This is a genomic window from Okeania sp. SIO2F4 (genome assembly GCF_010672385.1).
Lineage (GTDB): Bacteria > Cyanobacteriota > Cyanobacteriia > Cyanobacteriales > Microcoleaceae > Trichodesmium.
The window spans coordinates 1-4,676 of record NZ_JAAHGT010000788.1 but is presented as its reverse complement, the minus strand read 5'-3'; the positions used below and the strand labels follow the sequence as shown (position 1 = coordinate 4,676).

Below are 4,676 nucleotides of genomic sequence, written 5' to 3'. Positions count from 1 at the left end.
CAATAGTAGACGTTAACGACTTAAAAGCAGTTAAAATATTAGCAGCAACCTCTAATGTATCTTACCCCCTACTAGAGGAAGCTTTGAGAAGTAATCCCGCAGGAAATGCTGATGAGCAAACCCCTCTAGTTCTGATTAGGCCATTCTCATCATAAGACAGAAAGTTGATGACAATTTGAGACTCCATTAAAAACAATAGTTGTTTTTCTCTCCCGTTGTAATCTTTGATTTAATGGGATAGGAAAACAGCGAACAAAAAACTCCTTTCTTCTGATTGTAACTTTAAGTTTAATTTAATCGGTTTGAGTTTAGAGGATAAGTTTAGTTATTAGTCTAATGCCTATAGAAAATATTAAAAACACGGTTAATATTAATGCAGATATCAAAGAGTTCTTAACTACTGAGACTAATGAAACTTTTCCTGTTTCACAATTTTATTGTACAGCTAGATTCTTATTAGCTAGAAAACTAAAGGAAAGTATCTAGAAAAAAAATTGCTCTCAGAACTGGCATAAGTAATATTCAGAGAATAGCTATTAAATCAAAATCATCCCAGACAAAGGGAAAAAAATAACTTGTATTACTACTCATACATTAGTCAGTAAATTTGATTTGATTGTAGTTCAGGAATTAAATATTATAGGTAAGCCAATAAATACTAAACTATCAAAATAAATTTATGATGTGGGTTGAGACGCATTTATAAAAAAACTTGAAATAGTATGAGTAAAACCCAGTTATCATCTGGTAAAAGAGAGCCTTGATAATAGATGTTATAATTGTAGTAACTTTGGTCATAAAGTACCTAAAACTCTGTCAGTTAGAACTAATTTTTCTCTTAAATTAATGTAGTTTGGTAATAGACAGAGATGAAAATGCAGCAATAAATATTGCCTCTCCTAGACTGGTTATAGCTTCTTAGTAGTTTAAAAGACCTTAAACCCTTAAAGAGCAGAGAATCTAACCAAATAAAAAGGAATTTTTTTTCTAATTGCTTTTTTGTATAACGATAATCCTTACATAGCAAGGTTTATGGAGTTCCTAAGTGTAGTCATTTATCATAGCTACCCTAGAAGAGCCTAAATATTTTAAATAAAACATTAAACAAGGTAGGTCTGATCCTGTCTACCTGGGTCGGGTTCGACATTAAGATAAGAACCAGGAAACTCAAACTGTGAACTTGACAGAGCTAAGGTTATACCCCTTGCAGTTAACCATCAGAGAACTTCACCCTGGTTATTCCGAATAATTTGGATGACCAATAAATTTATCTAGCCAAATTTCCAGGCCCACAAAATTCAAAACTTACTTTGACCCAAGCATCCCAAAACCAATAACACAAAATCATGAAACCTTTCATCCACCAAAAGCAAAACCAGGTGGTCATCCGTCCTCTAGAGTACCGCGACCTAGAAGCTATCAAAAAGCTATGCTGGGAAACTCCAGAGGCTCAACACAACCACCGAGATGTTACTTTTAATCTTTCTCCCATTCACCTTAGCGAGAAATTGGCAGAAATTAATCGTTGGTACTGGCCCATCAAGTTGTTGAGCCTTTTCCCTAATCCCTGCAAATATTTGTTAACTTCCTATGTTGCAGAAGTAGATGGACAACTCAAAGGGGCAATCCAAGTTTCTCCAACCAATCGCACTCGCAGCAGTTGGCGGGTAGAAAGAATATTTATCGAAGAAGCAGGAAATACTAGAGGAATAGGTTCTCAACTACTTCGACACTGCTTTGAAAAAATTTGGGAAGCACGGACATGGTTGTTGCAAGTTAATGTGAATGATAAAGATACAATGGCACTGTATCGCCAAAATGGTTTTCAGCCATTGGCTCACATCACTTACTGGACAATTACTCCCGAACAATTAGAAGAGTTAGCCCAAAATCAGCCAAATTTACCAAACTTACTACCTGTTAGTAATGCTGATGCTCAGTTGCTCTATCAATTAGATACAGCATCGATGCCACCTCTGGTACGCCAAGTATTTGACCGCCATGTCCAGGATTTCCAAACTAGCTTTTTTAGTGGTTTGATTGAAGGAGTTAGGCAATGGTTTAATCATACTGAGCTGGTTAGTGGGTATGTGTTTGAATCTCAACGCAAAGCAGCAATAGGTTACTTCCAAGTACAATTATGCCGTGATGGTACACAACCACACATAGCTGAGTTAACTGTACATCCAGCTTATACTTGGTTATACCCAGAATTATTATCACAAATGGCAATGTTGGCTCAAGATTTTCCTAATCAATCTTTGCAACTTGCTTCTGCTGATTATCAACCTGAACGTGAAGCATATTTGGAACAGATAAAAGCTAAACAAATTGAACATACTTTGTTGATGTCTCGTTCTGTTTGGCATAAAGTTCGAGAGTCTAGATCAGTCATTTCTGAACTCCAACTTTCAGAAGTTCTGCAAAGTCTACAACCAGCTAGAAAGCCTGTTCCAAGCCGTAGTTCTTGGTTAAAAATGATGGAAAAGAAACATGAAATTAATCTTAATTCCCAACAAAATACTAATGATAAGCATTATGGAGAAGGACAAAATGAACAAGTAAATTCTGTGTCGAAATTTATACCTCCTAATTCAAAAAATGGAGATGATGATGATGGAAAAATCTCAAAGTGAGGAATTTTTATTCTGTAATTAAATTGAATTATTAATAGATAAATTAGCTCTAATTGCCAATGGCTCAATCTCGAATTTCAGCACTAGGTTTGGATGTAGGTAGAAAACGTATGGGGGTCGCAGGATGTGATGGTACGGGTTTAATTGCTACTGGTATTACTACTATCAAGCGCACCTCCTTTCAGCAAGATATAGCTCAATTGCAAACTATTGTTGAGGACCGTCAAGTACAAGTTCTTGTGGTTGGTTTGCCCTATTCGATGAATGGTTCTATAGGTTTCCAAGCTAAGGAAGTACAAAAATATGCTCAAAGGTTGTCACAAGCTCTGGAATTACCAATAGAATATGTTGATGAACGTTTGACTTCAATTCAAGCTGAGGAAATGCTTAAGGCTGCTAATATTTCTCCTTCTCAAAATAAGGGTTTAATTGATAGAAAGGCTGCTGCTTTAATTTTGCAGCAATGGCTGGACGAACGTAGAGAAAAGATAGTTAATTTACCCGTTAATAACTCAATATAGTTAGACTTAGTAAATACTCATTTTATCAAGATAAAATACCAAATATCAAAGGTTTTGCTACATATCTTTGGAGTCATTAGTCAGTATAAAAGACACTAAGAGGTTGGAAATGGAAAGTATGTTGAGATGAAAATTTGGTATTAGGATAGACCCTTATAGCTTATTCAACCATATCATTACTTTTTGATAATTTGTATAATGTAGATCGGGGTTCAAATTTATCTTGATGAAAAGCCTGGAGCCAACTATACTGAAAGTAGAATTAGGAGGTTTTTGAAAAATTTTACTTCTAGTTAAATACTTGTTTTTTTAAACTTGATTAGTTAGCTATTTTGATGTTTATCCATTACAGTCAACAACCCCTAATATCATTTATCAAAAATTTTTCTACCCGTATCTAGAGTAGAGTAATTGGTAGGGACGTTTCATACAACCTCCGTCCAGAGAAGTAAACATAAGAATAATTAATACGCTCCTGGCTAACAATTATCAAAAAGGTTCCATGCGCCTGTGTTAATTATTTAATAATTGAAGTATCTTCATTAATGGATAATGGATAATTTATAATTGATAATTACAAGAAGGTTAAAACCACTCGGGAATTGAGTATAAGGAAACATTATTTCTTCTCTCTTGGTCGATTGGAGGCAAGCGTTCGCGAAGCGTCCCGGAGGGAACGGAAACCTCGCCATCCCATCCTAACGGACTGCTCCGCAAACGACCGCTTTTCCCCTTGAAAGGGGAGGCAGAGTAAGCTGAATTATTTAATTAATAATTAATAATTGTTAATTATTCGGTAAAGTCTAGCATTAATGCATGGTAGTTGGTATAAAAACTAGACAAGACAGAGAAAAAGGAAAAAACTGATATCTGACTACTGATTTCTCGAATTCATTTATAGGAAAGATTAAAAATATTATTTATTCAGGTTTATCTTGATGATTATTGACATAAAAATATTTCAATCAATTCAACTATTTGAGGTTTGATGTAATTGCAATAATCAAGATAAATTTATGAAATTAATACAGCTCAATGAAATGGCTTTGCCAAGATTTTGATGATTTTTAACGAATAATTATTTCCAGATAAATATTGATAAGTAAGTAGGCACAAATAAACCTAACAATATAACGAAATCTAAAATTGTGAAAAGCATTGGGATTGCTATCCTACCGAATTATCCGCAAACTTTTCACTCCGTTACCAGAAAAATTAAGGTATAAAACCTCTCGATTCATGGAGAAAAATCGGTAGTTTGCAGATCATTCCCTAGGATAGAATAGATTGGTTACCTAACTATATCCAATCGACCAAGAGAAAAAAAAATCCTTTTAGCCAATCCTATCCGTTATCAGAAGAGGTAATTATTAATTATTAATTATTTAAATTCCCTATCCAATCGACCAAGAGAAAAAAAATCCTTTTAGCCAATCCTATCCGTTATCAGAAGAGGTAATTATTAATTGTTAATTATTAATTATTAATTATTTAAATTATCTTCAGACGTACTATTAAA

At 34.2% G+C, this 4,676-nt stretch carries 2 protein-coding genes and 1 pseudogene; all 3 read left to right on the top strand.

Annotated elements, in window-relative coordinates:
- Positions 1 to 155 (top strand): annotated as a pseudogene (locus F6K22_RS32725) (F420-0:Gamma-glutamyl ligase); the annotation flags it as partial.
- Between the two features lie 1,191 nt (positions 156 to 1,346).
- On the top strand, positions 1,347 to 2,636 hold the full coding sequence (locus tag F6K22_RS32720) for a GNAT family N-acetyltransferase (protein WP_293107928.1): 1,290 nt from the start codon (positions 1,347 to 1,349) through the stop codon (positions 2,634 to 2,636).
- 59 nt (positions 2,637 to 2,695) lie between these two features.
- Complete coding sequence (ruvX, locus tag F6K22_RS32715) at positions 2,696 to 3,157, top strand: Holliday junction resolvase RuvX (RefSeq protein ID WP_293107925.1); 462 nt, start codon at positions 2,696 to 2,698, stop codon at positions 3,155 to 3,157.
- Positions 3,158 to 4,676 lie beyond the last annotated feature (1,519 nt).